The organism is Tepidibacillus sp. LV47 (assembly GCF_048381575.1).
GTDB lineage: Bacteria > Bacillota > Bacilli > Tepidibacillales > Tepidibacillaceae > Tepidibacillus.
This window is the reverse complement of the sequence record NZ_JBLWIF010000002.1, coordinates 283,867-308,212: the sequence shown is the minus strand read 5'-3', so window position 1 is coordinate 308,212 and position 24,346 is coordinate 283,867. Positions and strand designations below refer to the sequence as shown.

20 protein-coding genes are annotated in these 24,346 nt (G+C 36.7%); all 20 read right to left on the bottom strand.

Annotated features, from left to right (window positions below; all coding sequences use genetic code 11):
* Positions 1–62: 62 nt before the first annotated feature.
* Positions 63–947, bottom strand: a complete 885-nt coding sequence (lgt, locus tag ACMW72_RS04640; RefSeq protein WP_418367664.1) for a prolipoprotein diacylglyceryl transferase — start codon at positions 945–947, stop codon at positions 63–65.
* Positions 948–963: 16 nt separating this feature from the next.
* Positions 964–1,887 carry an HPr(Ser) kinase/phosphatase gene (gene hprK, locus ACMW72_RS04635; protein WP_418367724.1) on the bottom strand — a complete coding sequence of 308 codons (924 nt, stop codon included), beginning with the start codon at positions 1,885–1,887 and terminating at the stop codon, positions 964–966.
* 134 nt (positions 1,888–2,021) lie between these two features.
* Positions 2,022–3,131 carry an ABC transporter ATP-binding protein gene (locus ACMW72_RS04630; RefSeq protein ID WP_418367663.1) on the bottom strand — a complete coding sequence of 370 codons (1,110 nt, stop codon included), beginning with the start codon at positions 3,129–3,131 and terminating at the stop codon, positions 2,022–2,024.
* Positions 3,132–3,232: 101 nt separating this feature from the next.
* Positions 3,233–4,201 carry a PucR family transcriptional regulator gene (locus ACMW72_RS04625; RefSeq protein ID WP_418367662.1) on the bottom strand — a complete coding sequence of 323 codons (969 nt, stop codon included), beginning with the start codon at positions 4,199–4,201 and terminating at the stop codon, positions 3,233–3,235.
* Between the two features lie 23 nt (positions 4,202–4,224).
* Positions 4,225–5,031, bottom strand: a complete 807-nt coding sequence (locus ACMW72_RS04620; protein ID WP_418367661.1) for a Cof-type HAD-IIB family hydrolase — start codon at positions 5,029–5,031, stop codon at positions 4,225–4,227.
* A gap of 122 nt (positions 5,032–5,153) precedes the next feature.
* Entirely contained in the window at positions 5,154–5,417 is a 264-nt protein-coding gene (locus ACMW72_RS04615; RefSeq protein WP_418367660.1) for an HPr family phosphocarrier protein, read from the bottom strand.
* 86 nt (positions 5,418–5,503) lie between these two features.
* Positions 5,504–6,844 (bottom strand): 6-phospho-beta-glucosidase, encoded by a 1,341-nt coding sequence (locus tag ACMW72_RS04610; protein ID WP_418367659.1) that lies wholly within the window; start codon positions 6,842–6,844, stop codon positions 5,504–5,506.
* Positions 6,841–7,167: a PTS lactose/cellobiose transporter subunit IIA gene (locus tag ACMW72_RS04605; RefSeq protein WP_418367658.1), complete on the bottom strand. Its 327-nt coding sequence runs from the start codon at positions 7,165–7,167 to the stop codon at positions 6,841–6,843. The genes ACMW72_RS04610 and ACMW72_RS04605 overlap by 4 nt, the downstream gene beginning before the upstream one ends.
* A 32-nt stretch (positions 7,168–7,199) precedes the next feature.
* Entirely contained in the window at positions 7,200–7,940 is a 741-nt protein-coding gene (gene chbG, locus ACMW72_RS04600; protein ID WP_418367723.1) for a chitin disaccharide deacetylase, read from the bottom strand.
* Positions 7,941–7,975: 35 nt separating this feature from the next.
* On the bottom strand, positions 7,976–9,343 hold the full coding sequence (gene celB, locus ACMW72_RS04595) for a PTS cellobiose transporter subunit IIC (RefSeq protein WP_418367657.1): 1,368 nt from the start codon (positions 9,341–9,343) through the stop codon (positions 7,976–7,978).
* A 12-nt stretch (positions 9,344–9,355) separates the two neighbouring features.
* Complete coding sequence (locus ACMW72_RS04590; RefSeq protein WP_418367656.1) at positions 9,356–9,658, bottom strand: PTS sugar transporter subunit IIB; 303 nt, start codon at positions 9,656–9,658, stop codon at positions 9,356–9,358.
* 230 nt (positions 9,659–9,888) lie between these two features.
* Positions 9,889–12,585 (bottom strand): sigma 54-interacting transcriptional regulator, encoded by a 2,697-nt coding sequence (locus ACMW72_RS04585; protein ID WP_418367655.1) that lies wholly within the window; start codon positions 12,583–12,585, stop codon positions 9,889–9,891.
* A 318-nt stretch (positions 12,586–12,903) separates the two neighbouring features.
* Positions 12,904–13,890 carry a UDP-glucose 4-epimerase GalE gene (gene galE, locus ACMW72_RS04580; RefSeq protein ID WP_418367654.1) on the bottom strand — a complete coding sequence of 329 codons (987 nt, stop codon included), beginning with the start codon at positions 13,888–13,890 and terminating at the stop codon, positions 12,904–12,906.
* Entirely contained in the window at positions 13,878–14,750 is an 873-nt protein-coding gene (locus ACMW72_RS04575) for an SGNH/GDSL hydrolase family protein (protein ID WP_418367653.1), read from the bottom strand. The genes galE and ACMW72_RS04575 overlap by 13 nt, the downstream gene beginning before the upstream one ends.
* Positions 14,747–14,950: a PspC domain-containing protein gene (locus ACMW72_RS04570; RefSeq protein WP_418367652.1), complete on the bottom strand. Its 204-nt coding sequence runs from the start codon at positions 14,948–14,950 to the stop codon at positions 14,747–14,749. The genes ACMW72_RS04575 and ACMW72_RS04570 overlap by 4 nt, the downstream gene beginning before the upstream one ends.
* A gap of 51 nt (positions 14,951–15,001) precedes the next feature.
* A complete protein-coding gene (gene uvrA, locus ACMW72_RS04565; protein ID WP_418367651.1) occupies positions 15,002–17,869 on the bottom strand; it encodes an excinuclease ABC subunit UvrA in 2,868 nt (955 codons plus the stop codon).
* A 2-nt stretch (positions 17,870–17,871) separates the two neighbouring features.
* The gene (gene uvrB, locus ACMW72_RS04560; RefSeq protein ID WP_418367650.1) at positions 17,872–19,845 is read right to left on the bottom strand and encodes an excinuclease ABC subunit UvrB; all 1,974 of its coding nucleotides are present in this window, start codon (positions 19,843–19,845) and stop codon (positions 17,872–17,874) included.
* A gap of 410 nt (positions 19,846–20,255) precedes the next feature.
* Positions 20,256–21,512: a PDZ domain-containing protein gene (locus tag ACMW72_RS04555; protein ID WP_418367649.1), complete on the bottom strand. Its 1,257-nt coding sequence runs from the start codon at positions 21,510–21,512 to the stop codon at positions 20,256–20,258.
* An 84-nt stretch (positions 21,513–21,596) separates the two neighbouring features.
* Entirely contained in the window at positions 21,597–23,048 is a 1,452-nt protein-coding gene (locus ACMW72_RS04550) for a S41 family peptidase (RefSeq protein WP_418367648.1), read from the bottom strand.
* 65 nt (positions 23,049–23,113) lie between these two features.
* Positions 23,114–24,328 carry a murein hydrolase activator EnvC family protein gene (locus ACMW72_RS04545; protein WP_418367647.1) on the bottom strand — a complete coding sequence of 405 codons (1,215 nt, stop codon included), beginning with the start codon at positions 24,326–24,328 and terminating at the stop codon, positions 23,114–23,116.
* Positions 24,329–24,346 lie beyond the last annotated feature (18 nt).

The following is a 24,346-nucleotide window of genomic DNA, read 5'->3' as shown; positions in this document are numbered from 1 at the left end:
AGAATTGGCTTGTATGTTCTAACGCTCCGATCCCTCGCAGCATATAGAACATACAAGCCTTTTTAATCTTCATAATGAAGAGGATGATCTACTTTATATTTCCGGTACCACATCAGAATCAGCGCAGTTAAAATGAGAACCACACCAATCAACTGAGCAATTCTAATGTTTCCATATTCCATATAACCTGGTTCGAATAAGATTCTCATCGGCGACCACAATGCATTCATCAAGTCTGCAAGCCACCTTGGTCCATTAAATGCCAAGCTGTCGGTTCGCAATCCTTCGATATAAAAACGTCCAATGGAATACCAAATAAAATAGCTGAGGAAAACCATTCCGCGAATTGGATTCTTTTTTCGTAACCATAACAACAAAAAGACGCCAATGAAATCCCAAAGAGATTCATATAAAAAGGTGGGATGATAATATACTCCATTAATATTCATCTGGTTAATGATAAATTGTGGCAGGTGCAGCTTTTGCAAAAATTCAAGAGAAACTGGGCCACCATGGGCCTCTTGATTCATAAAATTCCCCCAGCGACCAATCGCCTGACCGAGTAAAATACTGGGTGCTAATAGATCAGCCAGTTTCCAAAAGGAAATACCTTTCTTCTTCGCAAAGAGATACCCTGTTAACACCGATCCGATTAGCGCACCGTGAATCGCTAATCCCCCATGCCAAATGGCAATGATTTCCGAGGGATGCTTTGAATAGTAATCCCATTGGAAAAGGACATAATAGGCTCTTGCTCCAATAATCGCGGCAGGAACAGCATAAATCAAAAGATCCATCAAAAGATCCGAATCAAAGCCAATTCGTTTTGTTTCCCACAATGCTAATAACAAACCAACAATCGCTGCCGATCCTAGGATGATTCCATACCAATGAACCTGTAGTGGTCCAAGTTGAAACGCAATGGGATCCATATAACCTGTAGCCATTTTTATTTTCTCCTTTCTAATGCTCCTCGTCCATCAATTCAGACAGACGTTCTGTGAATTCTTTTGCTGCGTGATGTCCCATTCTTTTTAGCCGATAGTTCATCGCAGCAACCTCAACAATGACAGCAAGATTACGTCCAGGACGGACGGGGATTGTAATTTCAGGAATTTCGGTATCGATAATCTTTATCGTTTTTTCATCGAGGCCCAAACGTTCATAATCTTTATCCTTATCCCACATTTCCAATTTAATGGCAAGGGTAATTTTCTTATGAATACGGACAGCACCAGCTCCAAAAAGAGTCATGACATTAATAATTCCTAAACCACGGATTTCTAAGAGGTGACGAATCACTTCTGGTGCTGTACCGATCAATTCATTTTCTGCCGTTTGACGAATTTCCACCGCATCATCAGCAACTAAACGATGACCGCGCTTGACCAGTTCTAATGCCGTTTCACTTTTACCGATTCCACTTGAACCCATGATTAAGATGCCGACACCATATACATCGACTAACACACCGTGAATGGTAATGGTTGGAGCCAATTGAGCTTCAAGATAGTTGGTGAGTTTACTGATAAAACGTGTGGTATTCATCGATGTTCTGAGAAGGGGAATTCTCTTCTCACAAGCAACATCGATCAATTCTTTTGGTGCAGGAAGATTACGAGCGATAATAATCGATGGTGTCTCATCATGGCATAATTTTTCCATTCTTTCTTTCCGTACTGTTGAAGATAATCCTTCAAGAAAGGTTAATTCTGTCTTTCCTAATATTTGTACTCGTTCATAAGGATAATAGGTAAAAAAACCCGCCATTTCTAGACCCGGCCGGCTTAAGTCACTCACCGTGATTTTTCGGTCAAGATCAGCAAGCTCGCAGACTAACTCTAAATCAAAAGCATCTTTTAAATCTTTTACTTTTAGTGGCTTAATCACAATATTCCCTCCATTAGGAGATGATATGAAATCTAAATTAGCAGAACAGCGACTGATGTACATCAGTCGCTGTTTGTTTTTTTCATTATTATAAAATTTTTGCAATTGAAAGTAAAGAAATAGAATTTTCATCAGATTACACTTTCTTCTGTATCCTTATCGAAGATGTGAATCTTATTCATATCAAAAGCCAACTTCACATTCGTACCTGCTTTGATTTGGGAACGGGCATTGACTCTTGCTGTAACCGAATCTTTTCCGATTCCCGATAGGTAGAGGTACATTTCCGCACCCATATGTTCTGCAACTTCAACTACCGCACTAAACTGACTGTTTGGCGAAGACTCTAAGAAGATTAATTCATCATGAATATCTTCTGGACGAATTCCTAATATGACCTCTTTTCCTACATACCCTTTTTCCCGTAAAGTTTTGGCTTTTCCTTCAGGGATGACAAATTGTGCCCCCTCTGTTTGAAATACGACAGAATTGTCACTGGCTAGCAATTTTCCAGGAATAAAATTCATAGATGGAGAACCGATAAATCCGGCAACAAACATATTTTTTGGATGGTTATAGATATCTGTTGGTGTGTCGACTTGTTGAATCACGCCATCTTTCATAACTACAATTCGATCTCCCATGGTCATTGCTTCCGTTTGGTCGTGAGTAACATAGATGACCGTTGTCTCTAGACGTTTATGCAATTTACTAATCTCAGTTCTCATTTGTACACGTAGTTTAGCATCGAGGTTTGATAATGGTTCGTCCATTAAGAATACTTTTGGTTCACGAACAATGGCGCGCCCTAAAGCAACCCTTTGTCTTTGTCCGCCAGAAAGAGCTTTTGGTTTCCGGTCAAGGAGATGCTCGATATCTAGGATTTTGGCAGCTTCATGAACTCGTTTATCAATTTCTTTTTTGGGGAACTTCCTTAATTTCAGACCGAATGCCATATTGTCATAAACGGTCATGTGTGGATATAAAGCATAGTTTTGGAATACCATTGCAATGTCTCGATCTTTTGGTGCTTTGTCATTGACTCTCTCATCACCAATATACAGATCACCTTCAGAAATTTCTTCAAGACCCGCTATCATCCGCAATGTGGTTGATTTCCCGCAACCCGATGGACCAACTAATACGAGGAACTCTTTATCTTTGATTTCAAGATTAATATCTTTGACTACTTCATGGTTGCCGTAACGTTTGTACACATGTTTCAATGTTACACTTGCCATAACTTATCCCTCCATCGTAAGAACATAGAATCATTTATTTCTTGTTTCTAGTCTACCTTTTGATGAAAACGTTTTCCATTCGCATTTCTTACAAAAAATTATTAGCGATTCTGTTCAATTTGCTCAAAACGCTTTTTCAAGAGGGATAGCCATTTAAAAGTCATGGCATCATGAAATCGTTTCACATCTAAACCAGTCAGTTGTTTGACCTTATCAATACGATATTGCAAGGTATTGCGATGAATATAAAGCCTTCTTGCCGTTTCGCTCATGTTCAGATTTTCTTCCAAGAAAACCCGAATCGTCTCTTCTATTTCTGGATCTAACGTCAACATCCATTGCTTCGGAATAAGAGATTTCAACTCCTCACTAGGTATTTTCGCGATCATCCTTTCGAAAAAATGATTCCAAGGGGAGAAGATTTTCACATCAACATAGAACCATGTTATCCAAGACATATCTTGAATCAATTGAACACTATGATTTAAAAGTTTCTCGATACTTGTTGCAGGTTTATGAATTCCGATTTTCACTTCTTCATGCCACTCATTTTGTAACATTTCATACAGTCCAAAGGCAAACTCATCTACTTCGTCCTTTTGATCAAGTCGTAGTTTCTCGTTAGAGACCAAGACCAGTAAACTACGTTGAGAGATTGGAATCGGTAATAATGTACCAGGTATATAGGACTGAATAATATCAATGAATGACTTTTCTTCCCAACCTTGTTCCTTTTTAAGAAACAACACGGGAAACCAACCGTTATGCCATCCTTTTGCTTCCTTGACCCAATTTGGGATTTGCATCCTTTCTATGGCCTTTTCATTGGTTAGAATTTCCGTCAACCAGTCTTTTAGTTTTTCTTCGATCGACTTGGTATTTACCAAAAAATCGCGAATGGAGGAAGCGATTTGTTGCAATTCTTCGATTGTTAGGGTTTGTTTTTGATCTGCAACTTTTAAATAGATTCTCTCTTCTTCTGTTTCTAAGAGGAGTATTGTATTCGTATCTCGTTGCTGTTCTTTTTCCATTCCTTTTTTGACGCGAATCAGTTCCATTCCCTTTTTCAATCCAAATCTCTCCTAGCACCCAATTAAGCAAGGACGAATTTTTGAAACACTTCCCATACCCCATGATCATTATTCGTTTTGGTCACATAGTCAGCAATCGCTTTTACCTCAGGGCGAGCATTTCCCATGGCAACACCTAAACCTGCTAATTCAATCATATCTCGATCATTATAACTATCGCCAATCGCTATCACTTGCTCCATCGTAATCCCTTTTTGCTTAGCAAGAAAGCGAATCGCATTTCCTTTTGTCGCTTCAGGATGGGTAATTTCCAAAAAGTATGGTTTGGAAATTGTAACATGAAGTTGATTTCCATATCGGTATTGATATTCTTTCTCTAATGTTTGAATGTTAGCAGGATCATCGATAATTAGGATTTTGATGGGCTCAGTTTGTGATTCATCCATTTGTTGAAGCAAATCATCAACCACATGATAGGATACATCTGATGCTTTTGCATAGTCTCGAATATACCGATCCTCTTCTTCCACATAAAGTTGATCATCGAGATAGATTTGAATGTGTTTATTCTTCTCTTTTAAATCTTTTATAACATCGATCGATAACTCATAGGGAACCAATCTTTGAAAAAGGAGCTCACCACTTAAAACATTCTTAATATATGCTCCATGATAAGTGATAATGGGAACGTCTAATTCAATGGCTTTTGCATATTTTTTAGCGGATTGGAACATCCGCCCTGTTGCTAAAGTCACCATTACTCCTTTATCGACGGCTTCGCGAATCGCTTCAATCGTTTGTGACGATATCGTCAAATCATCAGCTAGCAATGTGTCGTCTAGATCGATTGCAACAAGTTTGTAGTTCATCTTGGATTTCCTTTCTGATCTGAAATTTCACTTTATTTATTTTAGCATAATAATTGAAAGTAAAGACAAAAAAAGGGCACTAATGTTAATGATTAATGCCCCATTATTTACAAACAAACCATCTACTCCCCAAAATTTTGCTCAAATAAAGCGACTAGACCATTTAAGGCATTTACTTCATCAGGTCCTGATACCTTTAATTCAACTACTTCTCCTTTTGTAACCCCTAAGGCTAATACACTCATTAAACTTTTCCCATTTGCTTCCTTATCATTTTTTGCAATCTTGATCTCACTTTGATACTTACTCGTCTCTTTAACTAACTTGGATGCAGGTCTAGCATGTAAACCTGTCTCATTTGTTACGATCACTTTTTTTGTAAGCATCATTTCACTCTCCCAAAAAATTTTTAATCGTCTTTATTCTAATCGCTAATTTAATATAAAGCGGTAGATGGCATGCGCAACTCCGTTTATTGATTATCTGATTTTGGTTTAAAAAATTGAGGTAAATATTCCTTATGAGCTTCTAACATTTCATCAAGAATTTGTTTTGCAATAGTGTCAGAAGGAACTAATGGATTAATCGTCATAGCTAATAATGCTTTATGATAATCTCCTGTGACTGCAGCTTCTACTGTAACACGTTCAAATGATTTTATTTGTTGTACTAAACCCCTTACAGGTATAGGTAAATCCCCAATAGCAATAGGTTTAGGACCTTCTTTTGTAATGACACAGCTGATTTCTACTGCTGATTCATCAGGTATACTTGCAATTGCCCCATTATTTCTTGTATTTACTGGTTGTATATCGCCTTTATCATTATAGATGGAACTAATTAAGTTACACGCAGCATCACTGTAATATGCTCCTCCCCGTTTTTCCAATTGAGGAGGTTTAATATCTAAATTAGGGTCTTTGTAAAGTTCAAATAATTCTTCTTCTATTTTCTTAACTACTTCAGCACGTGTTCCTTCTTTTTGGAAAGATTCCAATTCTTGTTCTAGCATCTTGCTAGTTTGATAATAATAACGATGGTAAGGACATGGTAAGATACCTAACGCCTTTATAAAATCTTTTTCCCATTCCAAATCAGGAATATTTGCTGGAGTAATTCCTGAAGGAGTTCCACCAGTCATTAACTCGATCAATTTATCCGTTATCTTCTCACCATCAAGATAAACATTAAGCCCAAATACCATATGGTTTAGACCAGCAAAATCAATCCGTACACGTTGGCTCTGTACTCCTAACATCTTTGCTACACCCATATGCATCCCAACTGGAACATTACATAACCCAATCACTTTTTTGATAGCACCGTAACGTAATAAAGCCTCAGTAACCATTCCTGCAGGATTTGTAAAGTTGATTAACCATGCGTCTGGGCAAAGCTCTGCCATATCTTTTGCAATATCTAAAATGACAGGTATGGTTCGCAGTGCTTTAAACAATCCTCCAGGTCCATTGGTTTCTTGACCAATCACACCATATTTTAGTGGAATCTTCTCATCCTTAATTCTAGCATCTAACAATCCTACACGAAGTTGAGTCGTAACGAAATCTGCACCTTTAAGGGCTTCTCTTCTATCTAGAGTTAGGTGGATCTCCATAGGAATTCCTGCTTTTTTCACCATTCTTTTAGCTAATTCACCAACAATTTTTAGTTTTTCTTCCCCTTCCGGTATATCTACTAGCCATAATTCTCTAACTGGAAGTTCATGATAGCGCTTTATAAAACCTTCTACTAACTCAGGAGTATAACTAGAACCTCCACCAATCGTTACTACCTTAATTCCATCTTTCTTCATATTCCTAACCTCCTGTTTTTAAAAATAGATTCATATAAATCAACAAATTCACTTGCTAAATCTTTAATTGTTATCGCATTCATTAAATGGTCTTGAGCATGAATCATAAGTAAGCTTATTTCTTTTTTTTCCCCAGCTGCTTCTTGGTGAATTAAATTGGTTTGAATCTGATGTGCATTACTTAATTCTTTAGAAGCTTCGTCTAGTGATTTTCTAGCAGCTGTGATGTCACCAGCTTTGGCATGCATGATCGCTTCCATTGCTGAACTTCTTGCATTTCCTCCAAAAAGGATTAACTGAAACACTGCCTCCACATTATCCATTTTTTATACTTCCTTCCAAATTCTTTATTCGTTTAAATATGTTTATAATTGATAAGTTCAATATGGTGTTTGTTAATAACTTCCAGAGTTTTTGGATGGGTTAATATATTCAGTTCATTTACCCGCTGTACATTATAAGAACTTCCTTTTAACAAATCATGATCTAGATAGGCTGGATGACACATCAATTCTACGGTTTCTCCTGTATACTGTAATTCTAATAAATGTTCAATTATTTCTAATGTAAGGTTATCTCCATAAAATTGATAAATAAAATGATCTGTTGTTTTAATTTGCTTGTATTTTTCCTCTTGAAGAGGATCCTGAGTAAATTTGCGTACAGGAAGCTGGTATTTTTCAGCTAACTTTATGACAATGGGTAAAATTGCTTCGTGGGTATGGACATGGTGATGACTATCGATGTGTGTTGGTTTAAAACCAAATGATAAAAACTTTTCAAGTTGATAAGTAAATTCCTTTTCTACGTCTTCTATTTTTACGTACTTATCTAAATCTCTAAGGGAATGAAAATATCCACTATCGTTTACTAATGATGGAACATTTTCAGCCACTGGTTTTCCTGTTGTTAAGACAAGATGGATTCCCACTCCAAGATCTGGATTCTCTTTCATTAAAGAAATTGCATGTTCAGTTCCTGGCATGTTTGTCATCATAGAAGTTGAACGAACAATCCCATGTTTAAACGCTTCAATAATTCCTAAATTAACTCCCTTAGAATATCCAAAATCATCTGCATTTACTATAAGTTTGATTTTCATCATCCCCTATGTTTGAAGTTTGGGATATCTTAGTTATCACCTGCTGCTACTGCATTTTTACTAGTAGCCAATTCCATCTTGGCATAATCATTTTCTTCTTCTAGTTTTTGTTTATCCCATATACGGAAGAATGGATAGTAGATAATAAAAGCCACAACCATATTAACTAATTGAAGTATACTACCGGAAATTTTCCCACCCGTTGCTAAATAACCACTAATGATAACAGGAGTCGTCCATGGCACTGCAATTCCACTTGGTCTGGCAACTAGTCCTGTTTTCATCGCAAAATAAGAAACAAGGACAAGGGTGATTGGCGTTAAAATAAATGGGATTATTAAAATTGGATTCATCACAATAGGCATACCAAAAGTGATCGGCTCATTAATATTAAAGATACCTGCACCAATAGCTAATTTTCCTAAACTTTTCATTTGCTTACTTCTCGCTTTCAAGATCATAATCAGAACGAGAGATAAGGTCGCACCTGAACCACCTACATAGATCCATAAGTCAAAGAATTGTTGCGTAATCACATTTGGAAGTAAAGCATCTGGATTGGCTTGATAAGCAAGACGATTTTGATCCATAAGTGATAACCAAATTGGGCCCATCACTCCTCCAACAATTGCTGCACCGTGCAAACCAGTTGACCATAATAATTGGACCAACATTACTGCAATTAATGCTCCACCTAAACTACCACCTAAGGAATTTAAAGGTGCAGCTAATATATCACTAATAATGTTATGAATGCTTTGGAATGATGTTTGTTCGATAATTAAGCGTAATAGCCAAACCACAGTAATAACTGCAAATGCAGGAATTAAAGCAATAAATGATTTTGCAACAGCAGGTGGAACACCATCTGGCATTTTAATAACAATATTCTTTTGAATGATTTTCCGATAAATTTCAGTAGACAAAATCGCTAAAATCATCGCAACGAACATACCCTTGCTTCCCATCAAAGCTTGTGGAATAGCTCCTCCAACTGTAAAAACCTCTTTAGATCCTGGTGGTGTAAACATAACATTAAAAGGTGTAGCTAACAAAAATGCGGCTACGGATATGGCACCTGCAGATAGAGCATCTACTTTATATTTTTCAGCCAAACGATAAGCAACCCCGAAACTTACAAATAATGCCATAAGGTCAAAAGTCGCTCCCACAGGATATAATAACTTCGTTAACCACTGTTCACCAAAAGTTCTTGCCATAAATTCGTTATAACCAGGTATAGGCAAAAAGCCTAGAACTAGAAAAACAGACCCAATAATTAATAAAGGCATCGCTAGAATAATACCATCTCTTATCGCTTGCAGGTGTCTTTGTTCAGCAATTTTCCCTGCAATAGGCATCACATGCTCTTCTAGGAATTTAATAAATTTTTCCATATACTTCCCTCCCTATTTTTTCAAACTCAAGGCAAACTCTAAGACTTTCTTACCATTTACCATTCCGTAATCAGTTGGATTAATCATTTCAACAGGGATTCCTTTTGTTTCACCATCCTTCTTAAATTGAGTGAGTTTATAGCGAATTTGCGGTCCTAAAAGCAATACATCAGCTCGATCAAGATGATTTTTCACTTCATCAACTGATACAGCCCAAATTTCTGCATCTATACCTTGATTATTGGCCTCCTGTTGCATCTTTTGGACTAACAGACTTGTAGACATTCCTGCTGCACAACATAACAATATTTTCATACATCATTCCTCCCTTATTTTTTTAGTTCTATAATATTTGCAAGGATTATGCCAAAACACTAACACAATGAATGCGTTTTCAACAAAACACTTGATAGTTATTATCATTTTTTTCGGAAAATATTAAAAAATATATTTTTTAAATCTAGTGTTTTATTCAATGATACTTGTGTTTCGCCCAAACATATGCAAAAATAAAAAAAGCAAACACTATTTTGTAGTGCTTGCTCTTATACATAATAGTCAACACCCTCTTGAACCTTTTTCACATCAAAAAAATTCATAATATAACATATTTCATCATCAGGTATTTCAATATCATAAATTTGTTCTAATGATTTCAAAGCATTTTTCACTACAACATATAGATGTTGATGATTGGTAATATATTTCTGACTATCCTTATATTCGACGATTGTTTCTTCAGACTTTAATCGGTCAACCATTACGCTCATGTGAAGTGCTATCCCAATTAAATTGTCTCGATTAACTTTTAAACCCAAGTTGTTTTCAATTTCTACTATAGTCTTGCGAATGTTAGGAAGCACGGTATCGCCATTAACATATTTCATATGATATTTAAGTGTCTCCCCCATTTTGCTAAATGCTTGTTCAATGTCTATTAAATGTTGAATTGAATTAATGGCTTTTAAATTTAAAACCTCTTCTATGGAAAATTCAGGTATATTGTCATCAATATTGAAATTACTGATCACACAAAGTATATTTTTCTGGGATTTTAGTTTTTTAATTCTCAGTTTAATATCTTCTTTCCCAACTATATTAATAGGGATTATTTCAAGTAATTGTTTGTCAAATTTCAAATGACTTTGGAGAATGTTTTTTATCATTAAGGCACTACCTTCCCCTGTTAAACAAGCCGTAATAATGGCCAATTTTGATAAGGAGTTATTATTACGTATTTCTTGAGAATTTAAAATATCAAACTGTGTAATATTTATTACATCTTTATATATTTTTTCTAAAGAATATCCTAACATAGCTTTACGCACAGCTTCTACTACATGTAATGTACTTACAAAAGGTACGACTTTTATTGGAACTCCAGTATCCTCTTCTACCATATCTCCAAACGCAAGAAGAGAACCCATATCAACTAAAAATAGATATCCTGCCTTTCTATTTTCATCTTTAATCTGTTTCTTTAATTGTTCTAATACCACCTGTGGATTTTGATCAAGAGGCATATCGATACTAGTTGCATATTTTGTCCCTAGAAGTCGATGGGCAACTTCAACCATCCCTTTTGAAATTCCATTTCCATGAGTTATCACAGCAATTCCAACAGATTGTTTCGTTTCTTCTACATCTTTTTCATCTAAAACAAAAAACATTGTAAGAAAACCTACTTCATCTATAGGTAAGTCAATTTGAAGTGTTTCTTCAATCATCTTCACACATTCTAAAGCTAAATTAAATTCATTTTTATATTTAATTCTTACCTTATTTAACTGTGGATTTATTATTTTTTTTCCTCTTCTAATCCTTTCTATAGAAGATTGAATGTGAAATGCCAGCCCTAAAAATACCTTTTGACTTAAGCCCTTGTTTAGTTTTTTTTCGGCATATTCCACTATTTGTTCAACTAAATGTATGATATTAGAATCAATGACATTGCTGATATCCTTTTGTTCAATCTTTTCTTTTACTCCTAAAATATACTTAGCAAAGAAATTTTCAATATCATTTTCCATAATCATATCTAACTCTTTTTCATCAATTCCTCGCTGTCTTAGTTCATGAATTTTTGAATCAATCATTTCATAAATGTTTTCAGTATACTTTTCAGTTTCTACAGAAAAATTTTCGTGATTTGGATCAAACAAATAATACTTGTTATCCAATCCAATCAACTTATCAATTATGTGACGATTTTTTTTGGCAATTAAAAGTCCTTCCTTAACATAGTTAGGTAAATCAGTACTGTTAATTTTAATACTTTCCTTTTTCTTTGAAACAAAATCTGCATAGGCTTTTGCACAAGCTAATTGAATATCTGTCTTTAATTGGCCAATGTTATTAGGACAATGATAACTTAAAAAGGCTCGTAGCGAATTAGTTGAAACTTTGATGTCCTGTCCCAATCGAAATGACTCTTCTCTAAAAAAACTAGTTATTAAATTTAATCTTTCCTCTAAACTCCTCTCCCTTAAGGGAGAAAGATTAATGATCATTGGTATTCTCCTGGTAAACGTTTTCAATAATGTTGATTCAGGACTTTCTGTGGTTGCAGAAATAATAAGTACATTTGCGGCTCTTTCAACATCAGTTTCGCCCAACCTACGATAAATTCCTTTATCCATAAAAGTAAAGAACATCTCTTGTCCTTCAGCAGGAAGTCGATGAACTTCATCTAAAAAAAGAATTCCATCATTCGCTTTTTCAATAAGTCCTATTCGATCAGAATCCGCACCAGTATAAGCCCCCTTTTTTACACCAAATAATTGGCTAATCAATAATTGTGGATTATTTGCATAATCTGCACAATTAAATGTAACAAAAGGAGCATCTTTTTTTAATTTCCCTATCTCAATCGCGTAGGTATGCATTAAACCTGCGAACATTGTTTTTCCTACACCTGTTTCTCCTAAAATTAAGCTGTGCATTCCTTTAGGTGGATAAAGTATTGCGGCCTTTGCTTGCTCTACTGCAGTAGTGAGGCTTTTATTTATACTTACAAATTTATCTAACGTTGTATCATGTTTATTTCTTTTAGATTCTTTTAGATGAAATAATACAGGTCGACTTTTTGTCTTTTCTATTTTTCCTTCTTTCCATAGCTGATTTAGGTCACTACTAACATTTGCGCGGCTAAGTCCTAATGAATCAGCTATATCTTTTGCTGTAATTCCTTTATCCTTTGCTAATTCGCTAAGTTTTTTATAAACTAAATCAATTCTCCTCATATATTGATCATCCTCTAAACTTTAATAGTTTAGATAAAATCGATTAAAAAGCAAAGGCGCCATTTTATCTATTCTCTAAATTTCAGTGTAATTTAAAATCTTGATATAATTTTATTTAATATATTTTTAGTACGTACCACTTGTATTTTTACTATAATATTTTAATATCACATTATCAATTAAAATCAAATACAATGTCAATCCCTTTGATCGTGCTTATAATTAGGAAGATATGCTTTTTCTGCAATGTCTCCTAAACCTATTACACCTATTTTCAAAACGATCTCCCTCTTTTATTGGATATGTTATTCTTTATTCCTATTTTTCAAACCCATTGGGATGAAATCTGTGCCAATTCCATGCATCTTGGATAATGTCTTCTAATGTTGGATATTGAGGTTTCCAGCCTAGTTCTTTTCTCGCTTTTTCCGAAGAAGCGATCAAGATCGCCGGATCTCCTGCTCTCCGTGGTGCAACCACTGCAGGAATCGGATGCCCAGTTACCTTTCTGCAGACCTCAATCACCTCTTTGACTGAGAATCCCTTCCCATTCCCAAGATTATAGATTCCACTTTCATTGGTATTGTTTAATTTTTGTAAGGCAAGGTAATGTGCTTCAGCTAAATCCATCACGTGAATATAATCACGAATCGCGCTGCCATCTGGAGTGGGATAATCGTCACCAAAGATGGATACGTTCTCCCTTCTCCCTAAAGCAACTTGAAGAATAATAGGGATAAGATGAGTTTCTGGAGTATGATCTTCCCCTATTCTTCCTTCAGGATCTGCACCTGCCGCATTAAAATAACGAAGGATTACATATTTCAGCCCATATGCTTGATCTGACCACTTCAGCATCCTTTCAATTGCTAATTTGGTTTCTCCATAAGGATTTGTTGGTAAGGTAGGATCGTCTTCTTGGATAGGAATGTTTTGTGGTTCACCATAGGTAGCAGCAGTAGAAGAGAAAACCATTTTCATTACCCCATATTCCACCATTTTCCTAACAAGATGATATGTACCAAGTACATTATTCTCATAATAATCAAGGGGTTTTGCTACGCTTTCACCGACTAAGGAATTTGCAGCAAAATGAATCACCGCATTTATCGAGTGTTCGGTGAAAATCTGATCTAATAGTTCGCTATCACGGATATCCCCATGATAAAAATGTTCACTTAAAATGGCATCTTTATGTCCTTTTTGCAAATTATCTAGAATTATCACTTCTTCTCCTTTATGTTGTAATAATAATACCGTATGACTTCCTATGTATCCTGCTCCACCTGTTACTAGAATTGCCATGTTCCCTGTTCTCCTTGTTTCATAAGATACTCTTTGACTGTATGAAAAATATATTGGTTGCCCATTACATTGGGACTACGCCCATCTTTTAAAAGAACTTGAGATAAAGCCCGTCCCTCATTTAACCTTTGCTTTTCAAATCCTTCATAAATATCAATAAAATTCCAACCTTTCGCTTGAATAAATTCTTTTGACCGTTCTAAATAATCTTTCGGTTTTAAACCTAATAAGTTACTCCCCATTTCCGTAGTACGGTTTGGAGAAAGGAATACAACCTTGGCATTGGGCGCTTTTTCTGCAAATTGATTCATGATCTTTTCAAGATTTGCTAGTGTTAGCTCAATAGGGATATTTTGTCGATAATCATTAAATATGGCCATTTCAAAGAGAATGATTGTGGGAACTTGTTGTTTTATCACTTCTGCCAAATCCTGCTTTAAAATCTCTGTTGTCGTAAGAGATCCATAATCATTCACTATATAACTAAGTTGTCCTAAATCTTTAACATTCGATTTTAAGTCAGATTGTAATAGAGAAATCCAGGTTTTCTCTTTTGGAAGAGATGACTTTTGCGGGATACTGCTTCCCAATAAAGAAATACGCGCAGAACCGTATCGTTGTGATTCTTTCACTAAATCATTAAGAATTGTATCATTTGCCACATCCGATTTTAAATCCCCTTCATTAGGAGCATCATCTTTATTTTGTTCTTGATCTACCTTTGTTTTTTGCCCAATATTTGCTACTATGGCTTGGTTTTTATTCCTTTGATCGAAATAGATGTTACCAAATATGATGACAAAAATCGTAGATAAGAAAAGAAGAATAATGAGTAAATATTGACGGACTAAAACTCTCATATGATATCCCCTTTTTGTTCTTCAGGTATGATAAATAAAGCAATAATGTAAGCGAAGATTAGAGGAAATAGCCCTGTGGGGATGATTAATAAAGCATAAATTAAACGGACAATAGTTACATCAATGTTAAAATATTCTGCGATTCCGCCCATGACTCCCCCAATCATCCGATTCCGCTTCGATCTTCGCAACTTTTTCATTCGGTTTTCACCCTTTCTAACAATACATTATATATCTAATATACATCATCCTTATTTATTCAAGGATACTTCTATTTTTTGTTCTGAACGTTTGCGATCTCGTTCTAAAATCCGTTTCAGATATATACCAGTGTATGACTCAGGAACATTTACAATTTCTTCTGGGGTACCCGTTGCAACAACCGTTCCTCCACCATCTCCGCCTTCAGGACCTAAATCGATAATATAATCAGCGGTTTTAATCACATCAAGATTATGCTCAATCACAAGAACAGTGTCGCCATTATCGACCAACCGATGAAGCACCTTAAGCAATCTTGCTACATCATCCATATGAAGACCTGTCGTTGGTTCGTCAAGAATGTATAAAGTTCTTCCATTACTGCGACGGTAAAGCTCAGATGCTAGTTTTACCCGTTGTGCTTCTCCACCGGATAACGTGGTGGCGGGTTGTCCTAATTGAATATACCCTAAACCAACATCATAAAGAGTTTGTAATTTTCTTTGAATCCGAGGAATGTTTTTGAAGAATTCTAATGCATCTTCGACCGTCATATCAAGAACATCAGCAATGGTTTTCCCCTTATATTTCACCTCTAATGTTTCCCGATTATACCGTTTTCCTTTACATACTTCACATGGTACATAAACATCCGGCAGAAAATGCATCTCGATTTTAATAATCCCATCGCCTCGACAAGCTTCACAACGCCCGCCTTTCACATTAAAACTAAAACGCCCTTTCTTGTAACCTCTTACCTTTGCTTCTTGTGTTGAAGCAAATACCTCACGAATGTCATCAAACACCCCAGTATAAGTTGCTGGATTGGAACGAGGGGTTCGACCGATGGGTGATTGGTCGATCGCAATCACTTTATCCAGATGCTCCAATCCTTCAACTTTTTTGTATTGCCCAGGTTTTACTTTTGCGTGGTTTAATTCTTTTGCTAATGCTTTGTAGAGAATTTCATTTACCAATGTACTTTTGCCAGAACCTGAAACACCGGTTACACTGATAAACACTCCTAAGGGAATATCTACTGTAATATTTTTTAGATTGTTTTCTTTTGCCCCCACAACTTTTAACCATTTCCCATTTGGTTTTCTTCTTTCTCTTGGAACAGGAATAAACTTTTTCCCACTTAAATATTGCCCAGTTAACGATTGATCATTTTGCATAATTTCTTCTGGTGTACCTTGTGCCGTGACATAACCTCCGTGAATCCCTGCGCCTGGGCCAATATCAATAATATAATCAGCAGCTAACATCGTGTCTTCATCATGTTCGACAACAATCAAGGTGTTCCCTAGATCCCTCATTCGTTCTAAAGTTTTAATCAGTCGGTCGTTATCCCGCTGATGCAAGCCGATACTTGGTTCATCAAGGATATATAGTACCCCCATTAAACTAGATCCGATTTGCGTAGCTAAACGAATCCGCTGTGCCTCTCCACCAGAAAGGGTGCCAGCAGAACGGCTTAATGTGAGGTAATCAAGTCCCACATTTGCTAAAAAGGAAAGGCGGGATTTAATCTCCTTCAATACTAAAGAAGCAATCGTTTTTTCTTTTTCCGTTAACTCTAGTTTTTCAAAAAAAAGAATCGCCTCTTTAATCGATAGATCGGTTACATAAGCAATGTTTTTACCGCCAACGGTTACCGCTAACACCTCTTTTTTGAGGCGTGTTCCTTTACAAGTGGGACAAGCTTTATGGCTCATATATTGCTCGATATGATCACGAACATGGTCAGAAACAGTCTCTTTGTATCTTCGTTCAAGGTTAGGGATGACTCCTTCAAAAGGGATGAAAGCTTCCTTTACTTGGCCAAAATCATTTGTATAATGAAACCGAATCTTTTCCCCTTCACTTCCATAAAGGATGAGGTTTAACTGCTCTTTTGTGAGTTGTTCCACAGGAGTTTCCATATCAATACCAATATGGTCGCAGATCGCCTCTAGGAGTTGAGGGTAATAATTAGAACTACTTCCCGCCCAAGGTTCAATTGCCCCTTCGGCTAAGGTCCGTTTGGGATCGGGGATAACAAGATCGGGATCCACTTCCATCTTACTTCCTAGGCCATCACAAGTAGGACAAGCTCCATATGGACTATTAAAGGAAAACATTCTTGGTGAAAGCTCATCGATGCTAAAACCGCAAATAGGACAAGCCAATTTTTGGCTAAATAATAACTCTTCTTGGCCAATGATATCGACCAATACTTGCCCATCTGCCAATTGTAAGGCCGTTTCAAGGGAATCGGCTAACCTTGTTTCAATATCAGATTTAAGAATAATACGATCGACCACTACTTCGATGGTATGTTTTTTGTTTTTTTCTAGTTTGATTTCTTCTCCAAGATCATAGATTTCTCCGTCGATCCGAACGCGAACAAATCCTTCTTTTTTTATATAGTCTAATGTTTTCACATGTTCCCCTTTACGTCCCTTGACAATCGGGGCTAAGATTTGGATTTTCGTTCGTTCTGGATAAGTTAAAATCCGATCTACCATCTGATCGATGGTTTGGGCAGAGATTTCGACACCATGTTCAGGACAATGGGGTTTGCCAATTCGCGCAAATAACAAGCGCAAATAGTCATAGATTTCAGTAACCGTTCCCACGGTTGAACGGGGATTGCGGCTTGTTGTTTTTTGATCAATAGAGATCGCTGGAGATAGACCTTCAATGGAATCTACATCTGGTTTATCCATCTGACCTAAGAATTGCCTTGCATAGGCTGAAAGAGATTCTACATAACGGCGCTGCCCTTCTGCATAAATCGTATCAAAAGCTAAAGAGGACTTCCCTGAACCGCTTAGTCCTGTTAAGACAACGAATTTATCTCGTGGTATAGATACATCGATATTTTTCAGGTTATGAACTCTCGCTCCTTTAATTTCAATCGATTCTTTTGCCATTTTTAAGCTCCTTCCGCCTTCAATTCAAATAAGAGATCACGCAATTTTGCTGCTTGTTCGAAATCCAATGCTTTTGCAGCGGCATGCATTTCCTTTTCGATGCGTTCGATCATTTGTGCCCGCTCTTTTTTCGTGAGCTTTTTCTTTTTACCGTATTCAGCTTGATCTTCGGCTACTTTTACAGCTTCAATCACATCGCTGATTTTTTTCTTAATCGTTTTTGGAATGATGCCATGTTCCTGATTATATGCCATTTGGATCCTGCGACGACGATTGGTTTCATCGATGGCGATTTTCATTGAATCCGTCATTTTGTCCGCATACATAATCACTTTTCCATTGGCATTCCTTGCCGCTCGGCCAATCGTTTGAATTAATGATCGTTCTGAGCGCAAGAAGCCTTCTTTATCCGCATCTAAGATGGCAACAAGGGAAACTTCGGGAATGTCTAATCCCTCACGCAAAAGGTTAATTCCGATTAAAACGTCAAATTCACCTAAACGTAAATCGCGAATAATTTGCATTCTTTCTAATGTTTTGATATCCGAATGAAGATAACGAACCTTAATTCCAATTTCTTCTAGGTAGTCGGTTAAGTCTTCTGCCATTTTTTTTGTTAATGTAGTGACTAATACCCGTTCCTCTCGTTTAATCCGTTCTTGGATTTCTCCTATTAAATCATCGATTTGTCCTTTAATAGGTCTTACTTCGATTTCAGGGTCCAATAATCCTGTTGGCCGGATAATCTGTTCCACCACTTCAGGGGATTGTTCTAATTCATAAGGTCCAGGTGTTGCCGAAACGTAAATAATTTGATGAATATGCTTTTCAAACTCTTCAAACGTTAGTGGTCGGTTATCTAATGCGGATGGCAGGCGGAAACCATGCTCTACTAATATTTCTTTTCGTGCCCTGTCTCCGTTATACATTCCTCGAATCTGTGGGATGGTAACATGGGATTCATCGATAATCATGAGAAAATCATCTGGGAAATAATCTAACAATGTATAAGGGGTGGAACCAGCAGGTCTTCCCTCAAGATGGCGAGAATAATTTTCAATCCCAGAACAAAATCCTACTTCCTGCATCATTTCAATATCATATCTGGTGCGTTGTTCTAATCGTTGAGCTTCTAATAATTTTCCTTGTTCTTTTAGCTCCTTTAACCGTTCTTCTAATTCTGCCTCAATATTTTTAATTGCCCTTCTCATCTTTTCTTCACGTGTGACAAAGTGGGAAGCAGGGAAAATGGCCACATGTTCCCGATCCCCAATAATTTCCCCTGTTAAAACATCGATTTCACGAATTCGTTCAATTTCATCGCCAAAAAACTCGATCCGAACCGCTTGCTCTCCTCGAGATACAGGGAAAATTTCCAAAACATCTCCTCGAACCCGAAATGTACCACGGACGAAATTCAGATCATTTCGTTGATATTGAATATCTACCAGCTTGCGCAGGATTTCTTTCATGTCTTTTTCCATGCCAACTCGCAAGGAAAGAACAAGATTGCGGTATTCTTCTGGCGAACCTAAACCATAGATACTAGAAACACTAGCAACAATAATCACATCTCTCCGTTCAAATAAAGCACTGGTTGCTGAGTGACGCAATTTATCGATTTCATCGTTAATCTTCGCATCTTTTTCAATATAAGTATCTGTTTGTGGAACATAAGCTTCTGGTTGATAATAATCATAATAGCTTACAAAATATTCTACTGCATTATGAGGAAAGAATTGTTTGAACTCACTGGCCAATTGTGCAGCTAAGGTTTTATTATGAGCGATAACCAATGTTGGTTTATTCACTTTAGCAATGACGTTGGCCATGGTAAAGGTTTTCCCTGTACCTGTTGCTCCTAATAGTATTTGATGTTTTTTATTCGCTTTTATCCCTTGAACTAAAGCTTCAATCGCTTTAGGTTGATCTCCTTGTGGTTGAAAATCGGATACTAATTGGAAGATCTGTTCCACAACCAATCTCCCCTTTCGTAACAATTTAGCAAAGCAAATCGTTCAAAACTCGAACTCTTAGTACATACTAAAAGATAATTATAACATATTTATAGTAAAAATTAGCTTTTGACCAGTATTTTATCATTAGAAGTTATGTTCTTTTACCTATTCAAGAACAAATGTTCTTTATTCATTATAGGCTTTTTGTCAACCATTTTCAAATCTTGTTGCTTGCTTTTTATGTTCTATATCTATTTTCATACGTTAAAAAAAGGTTTGTATATTCCATCGCGCTCCGTTATCCGTGCCCTTCTATGAATAAAGATAAAGGCGAGAAGGGCACTTCTGAAAGTCGCAGCTTATGGAATATACAAACCCCCTAAATGATAAATGTTATCTGGTAGCCTAGATCAATCATATTTTTATGTTTAAGCGCTTCGGGAAACTTTTATTACTTTTTGTTTCAATAATTGCAATAGATTCGTATCTTTTACCTCGATGTAATAAGGGGCTTGATCATCAGGTGCAAGTAAAATTCCTAACTGGTGATGGTCCCCTGCATATAGAGAATGTTGTACCAACTTAATGTGGCCTGCTTCATTGATGATCTCCAATTTCGTAAAAGCAGGCTGTAATTGAAGTGCATCATACAACTCTGTTCGGGTAGCAACCTGCATACCATTTACCTTTTTAATCACTTCACCAGCTTTAATCCCCATTCGATCTGCAGGACTGTTTGGAAGTACTGCTAATATCTTCAAACCATCTTTTGGATGAACGTATATTGGTGGCAAAACTCTTTCTTTACGTTTTCCCCACAAATGAATTCCTTCGTGTGCAAGTCCCGCAAAAATCGCAGCAATGAATTGAAACGGCATCCATTGTTCAGCTAGAAAAGCCATAGCGAGTAACAACATGCTATAAATGATGAGGTGCTTTGCTGCGATCTTACTTTTCTCATAGGAAGAATAAACAATTGTCAATTCAGAATAGCCAATGAGAACAGGAACAGGAAACAGCGAAAACGTAGTTGCTGCCCCAAAGATTGGCCACCATGATCCAAACTGAAGCGAATTCATCGTAGCATCTCCTGTTGCTACTAGAAGAAATAACGGGGCAAGCCAAAAGGATTGGATATGATATCCACCCACTAATTTCCCTCGTTTGGTTTCAACAAATAGTGGGGTTGCTTGTTTCCCTGCTTGAAGTCGAATCAGGATCCCCTCTACCAAATGTAAAATGGCTACGATCGCAATAAGGGAGGGTACATGAATATCTTTTAGAACATTTAAAATTGGGTCAAAAACTGATGCCTGAGGAACTGGGAATATCTGTATCAGTGAAACCATGAGACCTAAGATCCCAACAGAATAAGATAAACAGAGAAAACGTATATGAAAAAGGGCTAAGATTCCAGTAATCAGCCAAAGAAGCCACATCCCCGTTGGCTGAAATACCACACCTAAACCAACCATTAATAAAGAAGCAATCATTCCGCCTATAAAACCATAACTAAGAGAAAGGATTACTTCTTGAGAAAGGGAATGAATACGGGCACTAAATAATTTCCGTTCCAACTGAATTTGTCTCCTATATTGTAATACAAGCAGGAATATACCAATATAAAATAACGGTTGGAGAAATAATAAACCGATTTGAGTTAACATCTGTTGTAGAATGGCCATTCGCCGTTTCCTCCTTTAAATACAAAAACCACAAAACAAAACGTTTTGTGGTTTTACATTCGACATTTCCCAGATGATTCCTTCTTATTTGATCAATTTTAATAAAGTCTCAATCGCTGCCTTTAATTGCAAATCATTTTCAGGATCTTTGATTCGCTCAATAATTTTATCTTGTAATTGATTAGCCGTTTGTTGATCCACAATCCCGGTAGCTTTTAACCCATTTGCCCGTTGAAAAGCGATCACTGCTTTTTCTGTCCCTTCATCAAAGTAACCATCCTTTCTTCCAGGCCTATAGCCGATCCCTTCAAGGATTAATTGTAGATTTTTCACATCATTATTATTCATATCTAGTTTAAGAAGAACATTTTCAGGAAACGGTGTAGTGTGGAAATACTCAGGTTGAGATATTTTTACATCAGGTTGAATTCCTTTCCCATTAATCCAATATCCCTTTGGTGTAAGCCATTTTGCAACGGTTAATTTCATATTACTTCCATCTGGAAGATCAAATGGATTCTGAACCGTACCTTTACCAAAACTGTTCTCACCAACGACAGGGTAATGTCCCGCTTCTTGCAATGCAGCTGCTAATATCTCAGATGCACTGGCACTTCCTTTATTAATCAGGACCACAATAGGATATTTTGCTGATTCCATTTCGGAGCGATAAGTTTGTCGTTTCTTATTCCGATCTTCGATTTGAACAATAATACCATGGTTTGGAACTACAAGGTTACCAATCTCTAAGACACTCTGCAAATACCCTCCTGGGTTTCCACGTACATCTACAATTAGCCCTTTGATGTTTTGGCTCTCTAATTCCTTTAACGTTTTTGCAAAATCATCAGCTGTTTTCTCTGCAAAATTGGAAATTTCAATTTTCCCTATCAAGCCTTTTGCTGTTTGAATCGTACTTCCTTGAACGGTTTCAATAGGAATCTCATCACGAATCACGGTTATCGTAATCGGTTTATCCATTCCTTGTCTTAAAATCTCTAATTCCGCTTTACTCCCTTTGGGACCTCTAATTTTGTTTACAGCCTCAAAAAGACTTAATCCTTCTAGCGATTCACCATTCACTTTTAAGATTTGATCTCGAGGGCGTAAACCAGCTTTTTCTGATGGACTGCCCTTAATGGGGGCAATAATGGTCACTTTACCATTTTCCATTGTGACTTCTGCGCCTATCCCTTCAAAGGAGGAGTCCAACGTACTATAGAATTCTTTGGCTTCCTCTGCATTCATATAGGTGGAATGAGGATCTCCTAATGTATCTACCATTCCGCGTATAGCTCCATCTACTAATTCTTTTCCATCCTTTTTTTCCACATAGGAATTAAGGATGGTATTATAAGCGGCAATCAGTTTATCCATATCTTTTGGGATTTGCTTTCCTTGCCCAATCGCTGTGGATTCTAATCCGACCAGTGCGCCAAAGGTCGAGTTATTACGAGCAACCACGATGGTCAAAAAACTGCTTAACATCATTGTTATGACTAAAAGCACTGCTAAAGTACGGCCCTTCATCTTCATACCACGCACCACCTTTATTCAGTCTGTTCTCATTATATGATGGGCATGTACAAAATATTATTCGATTATCTTAAATATGTCCATGGGTTTACAACTGAACCGTTTTTCCGTACTTCAAAGTGAAGATGAGGACCAGTTGATCTTCCTGTGGAGCCAACTTCTGCAATTTTTTGCCCTTTCTTCACCGCTTGGCCAACACTTACCATAATTCCACCATTGCGAATATGACCATATAACGTTTGTATTCCGCTTCCGTGATCGATCATCACCACATTCCCATATCCATTCATCGTGGATGCAACAATGACAACCCCATCATCAGGAGCAATGATTGTAGTTCCTTGAGGTGCTGGAATATCTAACCCAGCATGGAATTTTCTTGTTTTGTAAATGGGATGAATTCGCCAACCAAAATCGGAAGATATGCGACTATATCCAGGTACAGGCCAAGCGAATTTTCCGCCATTATAGGAAACAGGGAGTTTATTCTGTTTCTTTAATGCTTCAGCTTGAGCTTTTGCCAATTGGTCTAATAATCTTGCTTCTTCTTCTGTCGCTTCATTAAAATCTTCTTGTTCTTGCCGTAATTTCTGTACCAATTGTTGTTGGGTCGAATCAAGAGAAGCCATTCTTACCTTTTGTTTTGCTTGTTCAGCTAATAAACTACTTTTCGTTTGTTCCACTTCTGCATATAATTCCTTTAGATTGGCTAAAGATTGATCGATTTCTTTTTTCTTTTCAGCCACAAGATTTCGATCTTTCACATTCTCTTCTAAGATTTTTTTATCTGATTCAATAATTTGTTGGATAGCATCGAACCGCTGAATAAAATCGGAAAAACTTTCAGCCGATAATAAAACTTCAAGATAATCGACATCACCATGCTTGTACATCAAACGAACCCGTTCTTTTAATAATCCTTCTCTTTCTTTAATTCGTTTTTCTGCCTCTTCTAATTCAAGTGCTGCCTTTTTTGCTTTATCCTGTACCGCTTCAATTTGTGTTTCTAGATTGATCAATTTTTGTTCTTGTTGATCAATTTTTTCGGCGATCGACAAGACTTCCTGTTCGGTAATCTTCTTATTTCTCTTGATTTGATCAATTTGTTGGTTTAAATTTTGTTTCTGTTTTTCTGACTCTCTTTTTTCTTTACGGATCGCTTCGATTTTCTTCTTTATTTCTGATATGGTGTCTGCCTTAACAGGAGTTGATAAAGGAATCAAAAGCCAACCCAGAAAGGTTAGTGTTAAGAGTACAGTCACCCATTTTTTTCTTCTCATCCGTTTTCTCCTCTCCTT